14 protein-coding genes are annotated in these 19,238 nt (G+C 64.6%); 8 read left to right on the top strand and 6 right to left on the bottom strand.

Annotated features, from left to right (window positions below):
- Positions 1 to 62: 62 nt before the first annotated feature.
- The 6 genes from KVT39_RS28115 to KVT39_RS28090 all read left to right on the top strand — a co-directional run bounded on the left by KVT39_RS28115 (position 63) and on the right by KVT39_RS28090 (position 8,552).
- The gene (locus tag KVT39_RS28115) at positions 63 to 2,621 is read left to right on the top strand and encodes a type VI secretion system Vgr family protein (RefSeq protein ID WP_217590702.1); all 2,559 of its coding nucleotides are present in this window, start codon (positions 63 to 65) and stop codon (positions 2,619 to 2,621) included.
- Complete coding sequence (locus KVT39_RS28110; RefSeq protein WP_131947068.1) at positions 2,621 to 3,670, top strand: DUF4123 domain-containing protein; 1,050 nt, start codon at positions 2,621 to 2,623, stop codon at positions 3,668 to 3,670. The genes KVT39_RS28115 and KVT39_RS28110 overlap by 1 nt, the downstream gene beginning before the upstream one ends.
- Positions 3,630 to 4,478: a DUF3304 domain-containing protein gene (locus tag KVT39_RS28105; protein WP_131947069.1), complete on the top strand. Its 849-nt coding sequence runs from the start codon at positions 3,630 to 3,632 to the stop codon at positions 4,476 to 4,478. The genes KVT39_RS28110 and KVT39_RS28105 overlap by 41 nt, the downstream gene beginning before the upstream one ends.
- On the top strand, positions 4,475 to 5,311 hold the full coding sequence (locus KVT39_RS28100) for a DUF3304 domain-containing protein (protein WP_131947070.1): 837 nt from the start codon (positions 4,475 to 4,477) through the stop codon (positions 5,309 to 5,311). The genes KVT39_RS28105 and KVT39_RS28100 overlap by 4 nt, the downstream gene beginning before the upstream one ends.
- Positions 5,312 to 5,443: 132 nt before the next feature.
- Positions 5,444 to 6,280: a DUF3304 domain-containing protein gene (locus tag KVT39_RS28095; protein ID WP_034183684.1), complete on the top strand. Its 837-nt coding sequence runs from the start codon at positions 5,444 to 5,446 to the stop codon at positions 6,278 to 6,280.
- Positions 6,273 to 8,552: a DUF2235 domain-containing protein gene (locus KVT39_RS28090; protein WP_034183685.1), complete on the top strand. Its 2,280-nt coding sequence runs from the start codon at positions 6,273 to 6,275 to the stop codon at positions 8,550 to 8,552. Before KVT39_RS28095 ends, KVT39_RS28090 begins: the two co-directional genes overlap by 8 nt.
- A 93-nt stretch (positions 8,553 to 8,645) precedes the next feature.
- On the opposite strand, the gene KVT39_RS28085 is transcribed toward KVT39_RS28090, so the two are convergent.
- The 4 genes from KVT39_RS28085 to KVT39_RS28070 form a co-directional block, all read right to left on the bottom strand.
- Positions 8,646 to 9,596: an OmpA family protein gene (locus KVT39_RS28085; protein WP_217590701.1), complete on the bottom strand. Its 951-nt coding sequence runs from the start codon at positions 9,594 to 9,596 to the stop codon at positions 8,646 to 8,648.
- 4 nt (positions 9,597 to 9,600) lie between these two features.
- A complete protein-coding gene (tagF, locus tag KVT39_RS28080) occupies positions 9,601 to 10,590 on the bottom strand; it encodes a type VI secretion system-associated protein TagF (protein WP_034183687.1) in 990 nt (329 codons plus the stop codon).
- Entirely contained in the window at positions 10,587 to 14,531 is a 3,945-nt protein-coding gene (gene tssM / locus KVT39_RS28075; RefSeq protein ID WP_217590700.1) for a type VI secretion system membrane subunit TssM, read from the bottom strand. The genes tagF and tssM overlap by 4 nt, the downstream gene beginning before the upstream one ends.
- 301 nt (positions 14,532 to 14,832) lie before the next feature.
- Positions 14,833 to 15,678: a M15 family metallopeptidase gene (locus KVT39_RS28070; RefSeq protein ID WP_034183689.1), complete on the bottom strand. Its 846-nt coding sequence runs from the start codon at positions 15,676 to 15,678 to the stop codon at positions 14,833 to 14,835.
- A gap of 121 nt (positions 15,679 to 15,799) precedes the next feature.
- Here KVT39_RS28070 and KVT39_RS28065 point away from each other — a divergent pair, with 121 nt between their 5' ends.
- Entirely contained in the window at positions 15,800 to 16,765 is a 966-nt protein-coding gene (locus tag KVT39_RS28065) for a phage tail protein (RefSeq protein ID WP_217590699.1), read from the top strand.
- 206 nt (positions 16,766 to 16,971) lie between these two features.
- Positions 16,972 to 18,000: a transporter gene (locus tag KVT39_RS28060; RefSeq protein ID WP_034183748.1), complete on the top strand. Its 1,029-nt coding sequence runs from the start codon at positions 16,972 to 16,974 to the stop codon at positions 17,998 to 18,000.
- Between the two features lie 21 nt (positions 18,001 to 18,021).
- Here KVT39_RS28060 and KVT39_RS28055 read toward each other — a convergent pair whose 3' ends face one another.
- Positions 18,022 to 18,174 carry a DUF1427 family protein gene (locus KVT39_RS28055; RefSeq protein WP_081938569.1) on the bottom strand — a complete coding sequence of 51 codons (153 nt, stop codon included), beginning with the start codon at positions 18,172 to 18,174 and terminating at the stop codon, positions 18,022 to 18,024.
- A 24-nt stretch (positions 18,175 to 18,198) separates the two neighbouring features.
- Positions 18,199 to 19,176, bottom strand: coding sequence for a zinc-binding alcohol dehydrogenase family protein (locus tag KVT39_RS28050; RefSeq protein WP_217590698.1), 978 nt, complete (start codon positions 19,174 to 19,176; stop codon positions 18,199 to 18,201).
- Positions 19,177 to 19,238: the final 62 nt, after the last annotated feature.

Genomic DNA, 19,238 nt, shown 5'->3' with positions numbered 1-19,238 from the left:
TGCCTGTTGACCTGAGAGCGCGTGCCCGGCGGGCTCGCGGCAGACAAGAACAGGATTGACGCATGAACGTGAGCGAACTGGCACAGGCGATTCGCGGTGGCCTGATTCAGCAGGACCGCCTGCTGAAGGTGGACATTCCGTCGTTACCGAACAATGCGCTCGTGCCGCGTCGGGCCGTGACCCGTTCCGAACTGGGGCGCGATTTCAGCGTCTCGCTCGATCTCGTTTCCACCGCGAGCGACATCGAGCTCAAGACGCTGATCGCGAAGCCGATGACGCTGTGGATCCAGCAGGCGAACCAGTCGTATTTGCCGATCAACGGTTATATCCATACGGCGCGCAGGCTCGGCGCGGACGGCAGCCTGTCGAGCTACCAGCTGACTTTCGCGTCGTGGATGCACTTCCTCAAGTTCCGCAGCGACATGCGGTACTGGCAGGACCAGAGCGTCGACGCGATCCTCGCCGATGTGTTCGACGCGCATCCGCAGGCCAAGGGGTGGTATCAGTTCGCGCTGTCGAAGCCATTGCCGTCGCGCTCGTACTGCCGTCAGAGCGAAACCGACTGGAACTTCGTGCATCGCCTGATGGAAGACGAAGGGCTGTTCGGTTTCTGGCGGCATAGCGAGGACGGCAACGCGCACACGCTCGTCGTGACCGATGACCTGCATGCCGTCGATGAACTGTCGCCGAAAACCGTCAGGTTCGACCACTCGGGAACGGGTAGCGAAACCGCCGGCTTCACGCAATGGGCAGCGTCGCGGACCTTGCAGAGCACGTTGCATACGACGCGTACGTTCGACTATAAGTCGCCGTCCTCGCCGGGCAACCCGAACGGCACGACGTTGCCGACGAAGGCCGGTCAAGGGGATCTGCCGGGCCAGGCCGAAATCTACGAATACACCGGGGCGTATACGTATGCAGGCCAGGACCGCGGCGAACATCTGTCGAAGATTCGCCTCGAAGAATGGGAGTCGCGCGCGAAGCGCTTCTTCGGCGTGGGCGGCGTGCGCGGGATCGACGCCGGCCGGCGCTTCACGCTGGCGGATCACCCCGAGCACGACCGCGATGCGGCGCAAGACCGGGAATTCGCGGCATTGAAGGTGTCGCGGTACATCGAGAACAACCTGCCGATCTCGGACCGCGAAGCGAATTTTCCGCACAGCCTCCAGGATCGGCTTGCGCAGGTGAAAGCCGGCCACGGTGAGGCGGCCGCATTCGAAGTCGGGCATGACGACGGTTCGGCCGGGTTCTATCTCGTCGAAGTCGAAGCGCAACGCGCGGCCGTGCCGTATCGCAGCCCGTTCGAGCACCGGAAGCCCGCGATGCAGCTCGAAACGGCCGTCGTCGTCGGGCCGAAGGGCGAGGAGGTCTACACGGACGCACTGAACCGGATCAAGGTCATGTTCGTCTGGGACCGGCAGAGCGACGGTCGCGAAAACGCGTCGTGCTGGGTGCGCGTCGTGCAGTCGGATACCGGCGGCGGTTATGGTGGCGTTCATATTCCGCGGGTCGGCGAGGAGGTGATGATCGGCTACATCGGCGGGGACTGCGACCGGCCGATCGTGATGCATCGCGTCTATAACGGCGCCGCCAAGCCGCAGTGGCATAGCGACGGAATCCTGTCGGGCTTCCGGTCGAAGGAGTATGCGGGATCGGGTCACAACGAGATGGTGCTCGACGACGCGACCGGGCAGAACCGGGCGCGCCTGTTCAGCAGCAGCGCGAATTCGCTGCTGCATCTCGGCTATCTGATCGAACAGAGCGGCAACACGCGCGGCGCATATCTCGGCTCGGGTTTCGACCTGCGCACGGATGCTTACGGTGCGGTGCGTGCGGCACAAGGGCTGTATGTCACGACGCATCCGAAGCAGGCGAACAGCCAGCCGCTCGATGTGAGCGAAGCGCAGCAGCAGCTCGCCAATGCCGACGGGTTGCTCGAGTCGATGTCGCAGGTCAGTGAAATGCATCAGGCCGAAAGCCTCGGTACCGGGCACGATGCGCTGAAGCAATTCGCCGATGCCACGAAGAACAGCGTGGCGGGGGCGTCATCGGGCGGCAGGACCGCCGGCGGCGGGACGGGGAGTGCGAATGCGTTCAAGGAGCCGGTGATGCTGTTCGCGAGCCCGGCGGGGATCGGGATGGCGTCGCAGCAGAGCGTGCACCTGTCTGGCGATCAGCAGGCCAACATCGTCAGCGGCCAAAGCACCTTCATCACCAGCGGGAAGTCGTTGATCGCCGGTATCAGGGATCGCATCAGCCTGTTTGCCCAGAATGCCGGGATCAAACTGTTCGCGGGCAAGGGCAAGGTCGAGATTCAGGCGCATGCGGACAGTATCGAGATGACCGCGCAGAAGGTCGTCAAGATCGTGTCGTCGACCGAGAACGTCGACGTGGCCGCCAAACAGGAGATCCTGCTGACCTCAGGCGGCGCGTACGTGCGGATCAAGGGCGGCAACATCGAGATTCACGCGCCGGGGAAGATCGACATCAAGGGCGCCCAGCACGCATTCAGCGGCCCGACGAGCATGCCGTATCCGCTGCCCGCCATGCCGGGCGGCACGTGCAAGCAATGTGTGCTGAATGCGCATAGCGGGCGCGAATCGATGGTCGAGGCGGATTGATGGGTGACGTGAGCAACATCGGCAACGCGGGCGATGGGAGCGATGCAGCCGACATGAGCGAGGCCGTCGACGCCGCGCCGAATCCGCGGGAGCCGGAATGGCCGGCATTTCTGGAGGCGCTGAAGGCGTCGCTGACGGGCGAGACCAGCGAGGGCCGGCCGATGCGACTGTACGCGATCGTCGATACGCGCGGTTATCAGGAGCTGGATACGCAGCTCGTGACGGTGCACGGCCTGCGCTACGCGTCGCTCTGGACGGATACCGGTCTCGACGCCTATACGGATATCGCACCGTACCTGATTGCCTTCGACCGCCAGGCACTCGACGACGAGGGAGGCGAGCAACATCGGCTGCTGCGTCAGCTGTGGCTGGATGCGGTCGATCTGCACGCGGTGACGTGGCTGTGGTCGACGTGGTCGTTCGATGCGCTCGATGCGCATCTGCGCAGATATGTGAAGTACGCGCTGCCGAACGGTCGCGCGTATTACCTGTTCTTCTTCGACAATCATGTATTCGGACGGCTACGGCTGGTGTGGAGCGATACGCAGGCGCAGCAGTTCGCTGCGCCGTTCGGCGAGATCCGCTATCGCAATCGGCGGCTTGAGGAGGTCGTGTGGCGCAACGATGCGCCGGCGTCTGCCGGGGCCGCGCAGGCAGGCGATGTGCAGGGCTTGAGCGAAAAGCAGCATGCGCAACTGATCGAACTCGGCTATTCGGACAAGCTCGTGCTGAAGTTTCGCGAGACGATGGCGGCGGCGGTCGATCACCTGTCCGATGGCGAACTGTACGAGCAGGTTGTCGAGCAACTCGATCGCGCAGCGGGGCACGGGATCTCCGGCGAAGCGGAGCTGCTCTGCTACGTGGTGATGGGCGTGCAGGTTGCACCGAAGTTCGACGAGCATCCGGCGGTCAAGGCGAGCCTCGAAGCGGCGTCACGCGGGGAAACCGGCGTCGACACGGCGCTGATGGCGATCGACGATGCGACGTGGGATGCGATTCGCGATGCGCATGAGCGGGAATTGCTGGAGGCGCGCGGTGGCGTGGCGTAGGTCGGTGCTGGCGGTGGGCCTGGTTGCGGTGGCTTGGAGCGCGTGCGGGAAATCGGAGCCGGTGTATAGCGGGATTTCGGTGATCGCTCACAACTATCTGCCGTACAACCTGGATGGATTTACGATCAGCGATGCTTACGGAAACAAGGCGGGTGGTGGGAATAGCTTGCCGGGTGGCGGAGGGGGAGTGACTTGTTGCTACAAGCTCCAAGGTACTGAGTTCACGGTCAAATGGAACTATGTCGACGTCGACCAGTGGCACAAAGGTAACGAGGAGACGCTTCACGCCGAGGCAAAGGTCGTAATGCCGCCATCGCAGGCACCGGAGAAGGTGGGCGATCGAATTATCGAGGTTCATTTTTACCCCGATCGTCACGTCGAGCTGCAGTTTCCCGGCGCACTGATGGATGCGTCACGCATTCCGATGATCAATGTGTCACGTTGGATGTCGAGCCACTATCAGGCGCAGTTGAGCAAACGATACGACGAGCGTGACGATCAGCAGTTTCGCCGCATTGTCCGCGTGGTAGCGATGGCATGGTTGAAATACCGCCTCACCGATCTCGACGATCTGCAGCAGTACGCGTACTACAACCTACTCGTGAACAGCCGGTTCGATGCGCATCCTGAGGTTCAGCGCGTCCTGCAGTCAACCACCGGCAAGCCGGGGATGTTCGCGAAGTCGATGCAGTCGCTGCCGAAGCGCGTGTTGTCCGTGTTGGCAAACGACGAGTTCGAAGCGGCGGCGGTGCCGGCGATATCCGATGGCTTGCTGCCACCGCCGCATGCGGCGGATGTAGAGCAATGAGATTGCCGATTCTGGTGAGTCGTGTTCTGGCAGGGGGCTTGCTCGCGGTGGCCGTGACTGCATGCGGGAAGTCGGAACCGACATACAGCGGGATTTCCGTCATTGGCCGGAATTATCTGCCGTACAACATGAGTGGCTTCACCATTACCGATGCATTTGGAAACAAGGCGAGCGGAGGTGGCGACGACCCACCGGGAGCGGGGGGCGGTAGCGTGAAATGTTGCTACAAGCTCAAGGGCACGGAATTTTTCGTCAAGTGGAACTACTACGATGTCGACCAATGGCACAAAGGGGACAAGCAGATGTTCCACGGCGAGACGAAAGTGTCGATGCCGCAGTCCCAGTTGCCCGACGAGGTGGGTTCCCGAATTCTCGAAGTGCATTTCTTCCCGGACCGGCATGTCGAGTTCCAGCTTCCCGGCAAGATCCTTGACGATTCACGCCTGCCGATAGTCGATGTCGTGAGATGGATGAAGCAGTATCAGGCGCAACTGGACAAGCGATACGACGAACGCGAAGACCAGCAGTTTCGTCGTATTGCCCGTATCGTTGCGTCTGCGTGGTTGAAATACCGTCTGACCGATCGTGATGATCTGGAGCAGTACACGTACTTCGGTTTGCTCGTAAACAGCCGATTCGATGCCCATCCCGGGGTTCAACGCAGCTTGCAGACGGCGGCCGGTCAGCCGGGTGCGTTCGCGAAGGCAATGCAATCGCTGCCGAAGAATGTGCTGTCCGCGTTGACGAGCAACAACTTCGAACCCGTGACTGTCCCGCTGATTCCGGACGGCTTGCTGCCGCCGCCGCGTGCGGAGGCGGCGCGGCATAGCTGATTGCGTCGGGAGCGGTTCGGGCAATGAGAGGCGGAGGCGCCTGACGACACAGGTGAGCGATACCGATGCAATCGATACGTCGGCAGGGCATGCTGGGCAATATTCGGAAGGAAAACATCAGTGAATAGAGCAATGAGATTTTCGAGTCTGATGAGTCGTGTTCTGGCAGGGTGTCTGCTCGTGATGGCCATGGCGGCATGCGGCAAGTCGGAGCCTACATACAGCGGGATTTCGGTTATGGCCCAGAACTATCTGCCCTATAACCTGGATAAATTCACGATCACCGATGCTTATGGCAACAAGGCTAGCGGCGGTGGCGACAGCATGCCGGGTGGCGGTGGGGGCGTGACTTGTTGCTATCAGCTCAAGGGGACCGATTTCACCGTCAAATGGGACTACTACGACGTTGACCAGTGGCATAAGGGGGACGAACAGACGTTTCACGCCGAAGCAAAGGTTGCGCTGCCTCCGTCAAAGGTTCCGGAGAATGTGGGCACCCGAATTCTTGCGGTTCATTTTTATCCGGATCGTCACGTTGAGCTTCAGTTTCCCGGCGCGCCGACGGATGACTCGCGTATTCCGATGATTGATGTGTCTCGCTGGGTTGCGAGTCACTACCAGGGGCAGTTGAACAAGCGATACGACGAGCGCGAGGATCAGCAGTATCGTCGCATTGCGCGCATTGTCGCCGCTGCGTGGCTGAAATACCGGCTAACCGATGTCAACGATCTTGAGCAGTACGCGTATTTCGATCTACTCGTGAATAGCCGATTCGACACGCACCCCGAGGTCCAGCAGATACTGAAAACTACCGGTAGCAAGCCCGGTTCGTTCTCGAAGTCGATGCAAGCGCTGCCACAGAGCGTTTTGTCTGAACTGAAAAGCGATAAATTCAAGGCGGTTGCGGTGCCGGCCGTTCCCGTGGGGCTCTTGCCGCCGCCGCGGGCAGAGGAGAAAAACCATGGCTGAGAAAATCAAGCTCGACCCGGACGATACGACTCCAACATCGGTGTACATACAGGTTGCCCGCCAAAACGCGACCATGTATCCGAAGGGCGATTGCCTGCCGTGCGGAGCAACGATACGCATGGGATTCTTCTTTGATGCATTTGGCCGCAATCGTGACATTGACGATTCGGCGAGCTCTCAGTACTCGAACATTTCGCGGCTCTGGGAAGCACATCGTGAAATGAAGGACGAGCGACGGCCTGTGAACCAGTTCTGGTATCGCTACTATTACTCGGGCCTGGGTACACCGCTGAACAACGACAGCGATACCGACGCTGTGGGCAATGCAGTCAAGGCTGCAGCCATGATAGGGGCGAAGAAAGCCGTTGGTGCTGCAAAAAAGATTGGCGAGTCATATGCGCGAGTCAAGGCGCCGATTGATCAGGCCGACCTTGGCAAGCGCGCCAAGGCGGCGGGGATGGAGATTCTCGGGGGGGACTTTTCATTCCGGCCAATCGAGAAAGCATTCGAGGATTTCCGCAAGGATATCGAACGCATTCCCGCACAGGCACGGCGCATCACGAACGTGCTGAACGCGTCGCCGGAACGACTCTGGGAACGGACCAAGGCTACCGGCAGGCTACTGTGGCGCAACGCCAAGAATGACGCCAAGGCCAATATCAGGGGTAACCCGATCAAGACGGCATTGGCGGTTGCACGCGGCCTTTTCGTCGGACTGGTGATGGAGAATGTGCCGATCGCACGTGACAACGCGGTCATGGCAGAAGTCTTCGGAACGGGCGTCGATACCCGCCTTATCGCTGCGAAAAAACAGTTCGAGGCTGCATACAAAGAAGTGAAACAGAAGATGCCAAAGATCCGCGTCATTGAGGTATCGGTGTTCGGCGCGGATCGCGGCTGCGTACTGGCTCGGGCGTTCGTCAACGATCTGGCAGAGAAGTACAAGCGCAGGGACGATACAGATCTGGCAATCGACGGCGTCTCCATTCAAATCAAGTTTGTCGGTTTATTCGACGCAGTTTCGTCGATCATGTCGGAAGAGGCTGGCGAACTGATCGGAATGGTGCCTTATATGGGCCTGATCAAACCAAACTATAAAGACCGCCACCTTGGCATACCCGCGAGCGTGCAGCGCTGTGTTCATTTCGCTGCTGCTCATGAAATGCGTTTCTATCAGCGCCTTGACAGTCTGGAAAAGACGCGCGGCGAGCAGTTTCTTTATCCTGGAACGAGTTGCGATGTCGTTGGCGGTGCGGTGAGTGGTTCGCTCGGTCTGAATGCGGAGCTGATGAGGATACCGCTTCGCGACATGCTGCTGGAGGCACTGAAGGCCGGTGTGGCGATAGACATGATGGAGGATCTGTACCTCCATAAGCGAAAGACCTTTGACAAGTTTTCGATCGCTCACCCCATCAACTGCGACGGCAAGCAATACCGCATCAAGCAACTCGTCGACGCCTACCGCGCACTCATCCCTCGCAAACCTGGTGTCGATTTCGTCGAGCACTCGAAAGTATTCCTGCGCTGGATTGCCGTCCGCTACCAGGACCCCGAGTTCCGTCGCACGATGTCCGATCCGGTTGCCGACTGGAAGCGAAACATGTCCGACGCCGACCTGCAGCGCAAGACGGCGAAGTCTCAGCTCGACTGGGAACTGCAGCGGCAAGGCATCAACATGAGCATGCTGGCCAGCCGCAGCCAGGCCGACCAGGCGACGTTGCGCGGAATGAAAGCGGCCAGCGACGCGGCGCAGAAGCGTTACGAAAAGCTGATCGCGGAAGCACCGAAGGACTACACGACCGTGTGGGAGCGACTTCACAAGGAGTCGGAAAAGATGCTGCGCCGCGCGTCCCTTCAGGACGGCCTGCGGCAATCTGCGGAGCGCATCCGCAACATGCCGGATTCGTGGGATTCCAACAACAAGGCGAGCGCGGATGCGGTCGAGGCGTTCATGCTACCCGAAGCCCAAATGGAGCTCGTGTCGGCCTGGAAGGAAGGGATCGACGGCAAGCACCCGCTTCCGCCGGACGTGATGGCGCTATTCGACATGCTCGTCCACGATACGTTGCTGACGAGCTGGCAGGACCACGTGCTCGCGCCGTCGCTGTACTTTCGCACGCGGGACAAGGACGAATTCGGCTCGTCCGATATCGAAAAGGAAGCAAAGAAGCGCAAGAAGGACGATCTTGCAGCCGCGCGTATCGACCAGGCTGCCAAGCAAAGCCAGGAGTGGGCGAGGGGCTACAAGGGGGGCGCAACCCCCACCCATTGAGGGCCGTTCACTGCAAAAGAAAACGGGCGGCGCATCGCTGCCGCCGCCCGTCGTGTGCCGTGCTGCCCCGCAAAGGAGCAGCCGATCGATCCGTTACTGCCCCACCCGGAACTCGATCCTCCGATTCCGCGCCCTTCCATCCGCCGTATCATTCGGCGCGATCGGCTGATCCGGCCCGACGCCCGTCGTCGTCATCTGCTGCGGCGGGATGCTCTTCGTGATCAGGTAGCCCTTCACCGCATCCGCGCGCGCCTGGCTCAGCGCGATGTTCGACGTCCGGTTCCCCGAGTTGTCGGTGTGGCCGATGATGTCGACCGTGCGGTTCTGCATCTTCGCGAGCGCGGCCGCCATCTGGTCGAGGATCAGCCGGCCCTGCGGCGTCAGCGTCGCGCTGCCGGTCTCGAACTCGATCGTCCGATTCGCGAGCGTCTGGTCGAGCACGCCCTGCTCGGATGCCGACACGCGCAGCCCGTTCTTGATCGTGTAGGTCGGGTTCAGCGTGTTCGCCATGTCGCTCGCGAGCTGCTGGCGCTGCGCCTCGTTGTGCACCTCGCCCTTCATCTCGATCTGCGTGCCGTTGATCTTCAACTGCCCCTTGCTGATCTGCTTGAGCTGCGCGCCGAGCAGCTTCTGCACGTTCGCGCTCCAGTTCGGCGGCGTCGCGACGTCGCCGACCTCGATCTGGTCGACGACGTTCGCCGCGCCGTAGGTATCGCGCAGCTTCTGCAGCACGGCGGCCTTGGTCGCCTCGTCGGGCACCTTGCCGCCGGCGACGACCTGGCCGGGCGCCGCGTTCGCGGGCGGCGGCGTGATGGTGCCGGCCGTGCCGTGCACCAGCGTGCCGGACGCGGTCGCAGGCGCGGCGCCGGGGGGCGGGTTCGACGACGGCAGTGCGGTCGTCGCGACCGAGCCGTTGCCGACCGGCGTGACGGTCGCGCCGGTGTTCTGCGCGAAGGCTGCGCCGCTGGCAACGAGGCCGGCGGCGAACAGAGCGGCGAGGGCGGGCGACAAGCGCGGGCGCCGGGCGTGAATCGTGCGATGCATCCCGTCAGCCTCCGATGAACGCTTCGCGGAACGCGTCGATCGCGACGCGCAGCGAGAGTTGCGGTTGGTCGAGGTAGCTGACGAGCTTGCTGATCTGGTGATCGTTTTGCGCATGGGCGTCGATCCACTCGGGATCGTCGATGTCGATGTTGTGGGCGGCGTAGGTCTGCGGATCGACAACGCTCAGCAGCGTCTTCGCCGACGCGCCGTTGAAGCCGATGATCAGGCGTTCGCGTTCGGCGATCGAGCCGATGAAGATCGCGAGCTCGAAGTCGGCCTGCGCGACGAACGGTGCGATCAGTTCGAGCCAGAACGCGGCGACGAGGCTGCGATAGAACGGATCGACCGGCAGCGGCAGCGTGAGGCCGCGCTCGATGTGCGACGAGCCGCTTTGCATCACCGGCCGCAGCAGCGAGCCGAGCGCGAGCATCGCGCCGCGCAGCCGCACGGGGTGGCCGCTTTCGAGCAGCATCTGCTGCAGGCCATACAGCGACTGGTGTTCGACGAAATCGTTGAAGGTGCCGTCATGCGACGTGCCCGGGCCGCCGACGTCGATCGGCACCTGCGTGTCGCCGAGCGCCTGCAGCGCGCCGGGCGGCTCTTCCTTGCCGAGCAGCGGCGGGATCTGCGTGGCGACGCGCGACCACAGCCGCGCGAACGCGAGCGGGCTGCGCGCGAGGAACGCGAGCGGCCGGTCGACCTCGAGCGCGGTTGCGCCGAGGAACGGGAAGCGGCGCATCGACACGTCGTGGCTCGCGACCATGTGGCCCGCGATCGCGAGCTTGCTGCGCGAGCCGAGGAACGCGAAATGCATCGGCTTCGCATCCTCGTAGACGAGCTTCCAGCGCGGGTCTTCCGCGAGCAGTTCGAGCGCCTGCGCGATCCAGCGATCGAGCGTCTGCAGCAACTGCGGATTGTGCGGGCTCTTCACGAAGTCGCCGCGCGACGGAATCTTGCCGAAGTAGGCGATTTGCGCCTGTACGGTTTGCGTCATTGCGCCCCCTGTGCATTCGTTGCGTTGGCGGCCGCGATGGCCGGCGCTGCGCCCGGCGTGCCCGTGCCGGACTGGGTCGCGTTCTGCGCGGCGCCCGCGCTCGCGTCGGCGACCGACGACGGCAGTTGCAGGCCGCGCAGGCTCTGCTGCTGCGGCTGGTCGCCGCCGCCGCCCGTCGGTTGCGACGTGCTGATGATGCGCATCGTCACCGACACGTTCACGCTGCCCTGCACCCACGTCAGGTCGAAGGTGCCGTCCGGACGGCGCTTGCGCTGCGCCGAGTTGATCAGCTTCTCGAGGCCGTAGCGGCCCGGCTCGTTGACGAGCTGCACCGTGCGGCCGTCGAAGGTCGTCGCGGACAGCGTCGCGCCCGGCGAGCCCTGCGGGTTCGGCCACACGAAGTTGGTCCACTGCGGCGGCGTGTTGCGGTAGCGCAGTTGCTGCCCGTCGATCGCGATCGTGTATTCCGTCGTGCCCGAGCTCGGCTGCGGCAGGATCTGGAACACCGTCTGCGGCTCGGACGCCGCGGCCGCGCCGCCTGCCGCCCCGCCCGCGAGCGGTGCGACCCAGCGTGCGAAGCCGTTCGTGAAGTCCGGCGTGAGCCCGATGCCCATGTCGCCCCACGTGCGGGCGGCGAGCGTGTCGCCGCGGCGCACCGCGAGCGGCCCGAGCGTCGTGCCGACGAACTTCGCGATCGAGCCGTCCGGACCGAATACCTGCGCGATCTCGCCGGCGCCGGCCTCGACCTTCGCGCTGGCCGCGAACGGGTACTTCGTCGCGAGCGAGTTCTGGAACGGCTGGTAGACCTGTGCGTTCCACACCTTGTTGACTTCGGCGCTGGCCGGCTGGATCACGACCGCGAACGCCTGCATCAGCGGCCGCACGAGCAGCGGGCGCAGCGACTTGCGTTGCGAATCGGTGAGGCCCGTCAGCATCTGCTCGTCGACGAGCTTCAGCGACTCGGCGAGTTCCGAACCGTTACCGTCGAGCGTCTGCTGCATCAGCTGGCGCGCGCCGGGGCCCGGGTCGCCCTGGTTCTTGATCACGTTGAAGCGGGTCCGGACCTTCGACAGCGAATCCATGTAGCCCTTGAGCATCGACGTGCCGTCATGCGTCGCGACGATCCGCGCGAGCCCGATGAACTCCTGGCCGACCGGACCCATCGGCACCTCGGCCGGATTGCCGTTGATGTCGATGTTGGCGGCCGCCACCTGGCCGGCCTGCGAGCGCGAGAACAGTTGCTTGACCCAGTTCACCACGCCCGTCTGCGCCTTCTTGATCGCCACGTTCGCGAGCGACGGGTTGTCCCACGACGTCTGGTCGTACGCGGTCTCGAGGATCTTGCGGATCGGCGAATCCTGCGGGTCGCCGAGGCGGTTCATCCCGTCGACGGCCTGGCCGAAGCTGCTGAAGCCCTGCACCGCGATGCCCTGCATGAACTTCTGCCAGTGCTGCGCGTACTCGGTCTTGTACATGCCGACCAGCGTCTTCTGGATCTGCTCGGGGCTGCCCTCGAGCGTCAGGTCGTCCTGCGTCGACGTGTTCAGCACCCAGTCCTTCGCCTGCAGTTCCTTGGTCGCCGCGTCGCGGATCGCCGGCTGCACGTAGTCGAACCACGCTTCGCGCGTGAACGTGCCCGGAATCGCGTAGCTGCCGGCCACCAGCCCCTGGTTGCCGTCGCCGACGATGCGCGCGATGGTCATCGGCGCGAAGCGGGTCGACGCGCGCGCCTTGATTTCCTCGTAGACGCGCTGGCGGGCCGGCATGCCGCGCACCACGCGGCGCAGGTTCTCGCGGGTCTGGTCGACGAGCGCGAGGTTCGCGTCGATCATCGGCCAGTCGTTGTCGTTCACGCGGGCGAGGTAGAACGAGATCATGCGCTCCGCGCTCTTGATCATCTCGTCACGCGGCATGTTGCCGCGATTCGTCTCGAGCCAGCCACGCCAGAAGCGGGCGAGCTGGTCGGTCAGGTGCGCCTGCTCGACGTGGCGCTTGTCGGACAGCATCAGGTACGTCTTGAGCGCGTTGTACGCGTCCTGCACGTTGGTCGGCGACGCGTCGCTGTAGAGGCCGCCCTGCGGCGCGGCCGGCTGTTGCGGCGCGGCGGCCGGCGCGGTGCCGGACGCGGCCGGTGCGGCGCCTGCCTGCGGTGCTGCGCCCGCCGCGTTCGTCGAGACCGGCATCGTGCCGCCCTGCACGGCGCCCGATTCGGGCGGGCGGGTCATCGGCACGAGCTGCTCGGGGTGCGCGTTCACGTCCTTCATGAACGACGCGAGGTTCTGCGACACGGGGGCCAGCAGGATCTGCCGCACGCCGTTGTAGTACTCGGTCAGCAGGTGCTGCTCGAGACGGTCGCCCTGGTACAGGCCGAGCGACACCGACAGCGGCTTGTCGCGGCGGAACTGCTCGAGCTGCTCGATCCGGTCTTCCAGGATGTCCATCGCCTGCAGGCGCGACTGCAGGTCGTTGCGGCCCTGCTGCAGGCGCGTGACGTTGTCGAGGTCGGCCTGCACGTTCGAGACCAGCTGCTGGTTGCCGATCGTCGACCAGGTCCAGCCGCCGAGCGCGAGCGCGAGCGCCGCGACGAAGCCGAAGAAGGTCGCGTAGCGCAGCCGCGTCTTGGTCGGGCTGGCGAACTGGCGCACCGTCTGGCGGTCCGCGAAGATCACCTTCGAGAACAGGTCGCGCAGGAAGAAGCCGTTCTTCGAGAACGCGCTGTGCGGCTTCGGCAGCGCGGTTGCGTCGAGGCCGAAGCGGTGCGCGATGCGCTGCGCGGCCGCGCTGTTGGTTTCGCCTTCCTGCAGCGCGCTGGTGAAGTAGAAGCCGCGGAAGATCGGCTTGTACTGGAACGGGTTGTTCTCGAACAGCGTCGCGAGGAACGCGCGCAGCGACGGCTTGATCGTCGAGAATTCGAGCGGGAAGCTCAACTGGCCCGGCGACAGCTGGTTGCCGCGCGACAGCGACAGCTGCGCGACGCTGATCTCCTTCAGCCCTTCGTAGAGTTCCTCGAAGTGCGTGTCGAACTGCGCGACCACGTCGCGCTTGTCGTCGGGCTCGTAGGGCAGCGTGGCGCCCCACACGCGGTCGTACTCGTGCTTGTCGCTGCTGCTGAAGAATTCGGTGAAGCCGGTGATCAGGTCGGCCTTCGTGAACATCACGTAGACCGGCGCGAACACCTCGAGCTTTTCCGTCAGCTCCTGAACGCGCTGGCGGAGGTTTTTCGCGAGGTTGATCGCGAATTCGGGGCGGTTGCCGGTGAGTTCGGCGATGCTCGCGGTGACGATGATGCCGTTGATCGGCGCCTTCGGGCGATAGCGCTTGAGCAGGCCGAGGAAGCCGAGCCACTCGCTGCGGTCTTCCTCGTGCACCGAATAGCGGCCGGCCGTGTCGAGCAGGATCCCTTCGGTCGTGAAGAACCAGTCGCAGTTGCGCGTACCGCCGATGCCGTGGATCACGGCGCTGTTCTTGTCCGCGAACGGGAACTGCAGACCGGAATTGAGCACGGCGCTGCTCTTGCCCGCGGCCGGGTTGCCGATCACGATGTACCACGGCAGTTCGTACAGCGCGGAGCCGCCCGAGACCTGGCCGATCTTCGACGTCTTGATCGTCTTCACCGCGTCCGACAGGCGCGTGCGCAGCACGTCGAGGTCGGCCGTCTTCGCGTCGGGCGCGAGCGCGGCGGCGGCGGGTGCGGCGATCTTGCCGGTTTCCGCCTGCTCTTCCAGCACCTGGCCGAGCTGCTGGTTCGCGCGCTTCACGCGCCAGCGGCGCCACAGCGCGACGACGAGCCACAGCGCGAGGATCGCCGCGAACGCGATCGCCGCCCACAGGAGCGGCAGCTGCAGCATGTCGGCGACGATGAAGAGGATGGCCGCTAGCGCGACGATCCCGACGATCGAGAGCGTACGCGGATGAGTCAGCACGTTGAGGATGCGTTGCATAGGACGTTCAGGTTCCGGTGCGATTCGGTGAGGCGACGCAGGCGCGCCGAGCGGCAAGGGTGGCGCCGCGATGTGTCGCCATGCTGTCAAACGGGATGAAGGGGGCCGGCATCAATGCGCCCGCGGCATCGGAGAAGGCGCGCGCATTAATGAAAGGACGCTGTGAGATTTAAAACGGAAGCGGCGGCCGCAAAAAATCGCGCACCGGAATGCCCGATTTTTTGCGTCGCCCGTATCGTTTCCTGCCGGGATATTAAAAAGCCCCATGCCGCCCTCATTATTTCCTGTCCGGCAGCCCTGGCTAGCTGCCGCGTCCCAGTTTAAAACCGGGTTTATGGTATTCCACGTGCCCGAGATCCATCATTTTCCAGCGGCCCCCCCAGGTCAGGCCGACCTGCTCGGCGACCTGGCCGTACAACTGGTAGCCGCGCATCGCCCACGGATCTTTCTCGGAAATGACCAGCTTGCCGTCGCGCAGGAATGCATTGTCGGCCGCCAGCCCGAATTGGTGATAACTCTGGAAGGCCGCCGCATTGGTCACGTTGCTGCCCATCTGCGCCAGCCGGTTTTGCCGTTCCGGGCTCCGGTAACCTTCCAGCAGCGCCATTTCATAACCGTATTGTTCGTGCATGATCTTGTAGACCAGCAGCAAACGCGTACGGAAATCCGGGTCCAGCAGGTTCCAGTCGCGGCTCGCATCCTTCAGCGCCGGGCGCACCTGTTCGACTTCCCGGGTGGCGAAGACTTCCGGCGGCAGCGGCGGAGGCGGCACGAGCTGTTCGCCCTGCAGCAGCGCGGCGATCTTCTCGTCGGGCACGCGCGCCGTGTCGTCGTACTGGAACAATTGCCGGCCGCGTAACGCAATGGCGACCAATGGCGGCGTCGCAAGAATACCTGCCGATACCGTAATCATCAAGCGCCGCCGAACCAGTAAATTTTGCACATCGTTTAATGCGCCGCGCGTAGCGCTTGCCGATTTAACAATCTGACTCCGCGTACGCGCGGCGCGATCGTTCGCACGGCGCGTAAGACGGCCGTGAAACTGGGCGACGGATTCGAAAACCGTCGCGCGGATACCCGGTAAAAGCAACAGTGCCGCAACCGCGACGGCAAGGGCGAAATAGGCGACGAGTGCGACGGCAATCAACGAAATCCCCGGAAATTGGAATTGATTGTGTTTTGCAATGCTTGCTCTTAGAATCAGGCTGCTTTGAGAGGCCGGGCTATATTATCGCGGTGAATTAAACCAGGATTCAATGAGACGCTGAATGAGTGCGCCGGAAAATTCAAATTCGAAAACTCCACCCAGCCTGCTGTCCGATACTAAACCGGAAGGCAACGGAGGAGCTCAGCAGTCTCGCATTCTCGCGAATCTGGAAGGGCGTGTCACGCCGCCCGCCGAACCGGCGCGCCGTTCGCTGAAGGCACCGATTGCGGCCGTCGTGGCATTGGTGATTGCCGTCGGCGGCTGGGGCGCATGGCGCATGCAGCAGCATTCGGGCGAGCAGGCCGTCGCTGTCACGGCTGCAGCCGCGCCCGCAGCGGCCGAGCCGGCCAAGGCCGCACCGGCCAGCGGTGCCGCCGTGCAGGTCGCGCAGAATGGCGCGTCCGCCGCGCAGCCGGCCACGATCGTCAACGACGATTCGGCTTCCCGGACCGTTGCGTCCGCATCGTCCGCGTCCGGCGCGGACAACAGCCGCCTGTCGCGCGCGCTCGCCGATGGCGCCGACGACGCATCGGGCGCAGCCACGGCCGGCGCTGCCGCAGCCGCCACGGCCGCCGCGGCAGCGACGACGAAAACCGCGAAGGCCGACGCCGCGAAGAGCACGAAGGTCGCGCAAGGCAAGGCCAACACGAAGGCCGAGACGAAGGCTGAAGCCCGCAAGCATCGCAAGGAACAGGAAGCCGAGCTCGCGCAGGCGAAGAAGCGCCGCGATGCGGCGTCGACGCGTACCGCGAATGCGAAGGCGGCCGGGAAGGACGATCCGGATGCCGATCTGCTCGCTGCGCTCGTCGCGCGCACGAAGCCGGCCGACAAGAAACTCGCCGCGCAGAAGGCGCAGGCCGTGCCGACCAAGACGGCGGCGGCGACCGGTTCGCTTGGGGCGCGCGTGAAGGAGTGTTCGGAGCGCGGCTTCTTCGAGGATCAGTTGTGCCGCTGGCGCGTCTGCGACGGCCACTGGGGCAAGGACCCGGCGTGCCCGAACGCCGCGCAGTCGGAGACGCGGCAGTAACGCGTCCTGCGCATGCCGCGATGCCGTATCTGCGCCGCCCGTTGGGCGGCGCGTTGCTTTTGGGGCACGGAAGCTGCCGGTATCATGCGGCGTGACACTGTCACGAGTGCGTCACGCCCGTCGGGCATACGTCTCCTTTCTTTTCCCGGCGCGGGCCCGCGACCCGCGATGTGCGGCGCGCCGCGCATCGCACGACTTTCGACACGATGGACCTGATCGTACAGACTTACGGCGCCGATACGTCCGGCATGGTGTGCGGCTTCCGCTTCGTTCCGGGCGGATCCGGCGCAATGCTCGACGCCGATGCGGCCGCCGCGTGGCTGCGCACGTGCCGCGAGCGCGACGCGGTCGCGTCGGACGATTTCGTCTGGCTGCACTTCAATCTCGCGCACGGCGCGAGCGAGCGCTGGATGCGCACGCATCTCGGGCTGCCGGACAGCTTCTTCGCATTCCTCCACGAAGGTTCGCGCTCGACGCGCATCGAGCAGGAAGACGGCGCGTTGCGCGCGATCGTCAACGACGTGATGTTCAATCTCGAGCTGACGCCGTCGGAGATCGCGACGCTGTTCGTCCACGTCGAGCAGCGCATCATGGTCACCGCGCGGCTCAAGCCGCTGCGCTCGGTCGACACGCTGCGCGCATGCGTGCGCGACGGCGAGCAGTTCCGGTCGCCAGCGGAACTGCTCGTGCACCTGCTGCGCGACCAGGCCGACCTGCTGATCCAGATCATGCGGCGCACGAGCATCGACGTCGATCGCATCGAGGATCGCTTTTTGTCGCAGCGGCTCACGTCGAGCCGCATCGAGCTCGGCGCGATGCGCCGCACGCTGACACGCCTGCAGCGCATGCTTGCGCCCGAGCCCGGGTCGATCTTCCGGCTGCTCGCGAAGCCGCCCGCGTGGCTGCACGTGGAAGACACGCAGGAGCTGCGCGAATCGACCGAAGAGTTCTCGCTGGTGCTCGGCGATCTGTCGGGGCTCAACGAGCGGATCAAGCTGTTGCAGGAAGAGATCGGGTCGCGTCTCGACGAGCAGAACAACCGGACGCTGTTCACGCTGACGCTCGTGACCGTGATCGCGCTGCCGATCAACATCGTCGCCGGCTTCTTCGGGATGAACGTCGGCGGCGTGCCGTTCTCGGAGAACAAGCACGGCTTCTGGCTGATGGTGCTGCTCGTCGCGGGCTTCACCGCGCTCGCCGCATGGTGGGCGTTCCGACGTCGCGACGATCGCTAGCGCCGGCGCCGTTTCGGCGCGTCAGCGCAGCAGCGCGATCGCGCGTTCGCCGATCACCATCCCGAGCAGGCCGACGAGCGCGACGAGCGGCGGGGCCGGCGAGCGCACGTGCAGCAGCGCATACAGCACGCCGACGCCGAGGCCCACCGCGAGCGAAGTCAGGTAATCCATCATGGCGGTCTCCCGTGCGGTCCGGCGTCAGAGCTTGAGGATGACGCGCTCGCGCGCACCGGCCAGCACCGCGCGATATGCGTCGTGTGCGCGTTCGAGCGGGTACACGTAGTCGTCGCCGATCGGGAACGGGCGCAGCGTGCCGTTGCCGAAGCCGGGTGCGAGCGTGTCGAGGATCTGCGCGACCGCGGCGCCGCCGAGCTGCAGCGAATCGATACCCACATACGTATGCTGGCCGCGGTAGAACGCGAAGATGTCGAACGGCACGCTGCGGTCGATCGTCGAGATGAAGATCTGCCGCGCACCGATCGCCATCGATGCGTTCGCTGCTTCGAAATACGGGCTGCCGACCGTGTTGTAGACGATGTCCGCGCCGCGGCCGCCGGTCGCCGCGTGCACGGCATCGGCGACGGGCCAGCGCGACGCGTCGATCATGTGCACGTCGCCCGATGCGTGGCCGCGATAGCCGCCGGGGCCGCGCTCGACGCCGATCACGGTCGCGCCGCGCGCGGTCGCCAACTGGATCGCGGCCTGGCCGACCTTGCCGTTTGCACCGAACACCAGCACGACGTCGTCGGCCGTCGGCATGCCGGCCCGGCGCAAACCCTCGTATGCGGTGACGAACGGCACACCGACGCCGGCCGCTTCGTCGAGCGTCAGCACGGCCGGCTTGCGGCGCACCAGTGCCGCGTCGAGCACGAGCCATTCCGCGTGCGAGCCGTCGCGCCCCACGCCGAGATCGCCGCCCGATCCCCACACGGGCGCGCCGATCCACTCGGCCGGGCCGCTGCGCACGATGCCGGCCCAGTCGCGCCCGGGCGTGCGCGGCCACACCGCGTGCGGCATGCGGCCGAGCGCGGCCTTCACGTCGCTCGGGTTGACGCCGGCCGCGCGCACCTCGATCAGCATCTGGCCGTCGGCCGGCACGGGTTGGTCGATTTCCCTGACGCGTGCGTCGAGCGACTCGATGTCGGCGGCGGGGGCGTCGAAGCGGATGCTGCGCATGATGGTCTCCGTGGCGGATGGCTGCCGCGCTGCCCGGCGGGCCGGCGCGTGCAACGGGTGGA

It is taken from the genome of Burkholderia sp. GbtcB21, from assembly GCF_019091065.1.
Lineage (GTDB): Bacteria > Pseudomonadota > Gammaproteobacteria > Burkholderiales > Burkholderiaceae > Burkholderia > Burkholderia pyrrocinia_C.
Note: the sequence above shows the minus strand (reverse complement) of the source record. Positions and strands in the feature narration are given on the sequence as shown.